The organism is Ectothiorhodospira sp. PHS-1 (assembly GCF_000225005.1).
In the GTDB taxonomy this organism is placed as follows: Bacteria; Pseudomonadota; Gammaproteobacteria; order Ectothiorhodospirales; family Ectothiorhodospiraceae; genus Ectothiorhodospira.
This window is the reverse complement of the sequence record NZ_AGBG01000081.1, coordinates 1-910: the sequence shown is the minus strand read 5'-3', so window position 1 is coordinate 910 and position 910 is coordinate 1. Positions and strand designations below refer to the sequence as shown.

Genomic DNA, 910 nt, shown 5'->3' with positions numbered 1-910 from the left:
GGGGATACCCCAGCCTCCGCCCAAGGCGACAGCACCCCCATTATCTTTCATCATCGGGGGTGCTGCGCGCCCGGCGGCATGACAGTTAGGTGGAGACAACCCAATGAGACTCACCATTTTCCAGCGAAATTGGATACAGGGATTCATGGAAGGAAATCTCATCGCGTATACCGGAATAATATTAAGATATACAAGAGAACACTCAGTCACTGATACAGATGTCGCAGAAGCGATCATGATGCCTTTATCCTTTGTCAATTCAGTAAAGAGCGCATACGACAGCGGCATCACCGATCCTGAGGACATCGTCCACCAAATGGATCTTGACGCAGAGGATATTGCAGAGTGGAAAAAAGCTTCGGAGCGTCGCGGCATTGAAGCCTACATCGAATCAACTCATAAAGATAAATTTGGCAAACTGCCTGAGTGGGTACTGGAAAAAATCAGGGCCGCCCCTGAAGAAGAGCTGCAAAAATGGCTCGATGGATCAACGGACCACACACGACTGGAAGAAATATTTCTGGGGCGTGATCTGTGCGAACAGGTACTCCAATTACCCCCAGACATATGGGACTCCCATGCCTTCCTCAAGGGAATGAGAAGGACGCTACGCATACAGCTCCAGGAAAAGTTCGATGACATGCCGCTCTGGGCTGACGAAGCCTTACATCAAAAGGACCATGACCAACTCGTCCAATTGAGTCGCAACGTATTACGTTCCAGCAATCTGGAAGAGCTGCTGCTGAGAGAGGACAAAATGGAGCGGCAGTAGCCCATGTCGCGAATGGGGGTGGGTACTTGGCCGGCCAGATCCCTTAGGGAACTCGGATCGTCTCCACATCAAAAGCCACGATCTGCCGCCTTTTGCGGGAGAATTCCACGCCGATCAGGTGAATGGGCTTGCCGGTGG

General features: G+C 51.5%; 1 protein-coding gene. It reads left to right on the top strand.

What is annotated here, in order from left to right; translation table 11 throughout:
• The first annotated feature begins 103 nt into the window (after nt 1-103).
• Complete coding sequence (locus ECTPHS_RS13685; RefSeq protein ID WP_008933361.1) at nt 104-772, top strand: hypothetical protein; 669 nt, start codon at nt 104-106, stop codon at nt 770-772.
• Nucleotides 773-910: the final 138 nt, after the last annotated feature.

What these genes read in the sequence shown, in the direction of transcription:
- ECTPHS_RS13685 (WP_008933361.1), top strand. Translation starts at nt 104, where the DNA reads ATGAGACTCACCATTTTCCAGCGAAATTGGATACAGGGATTCATGGAA.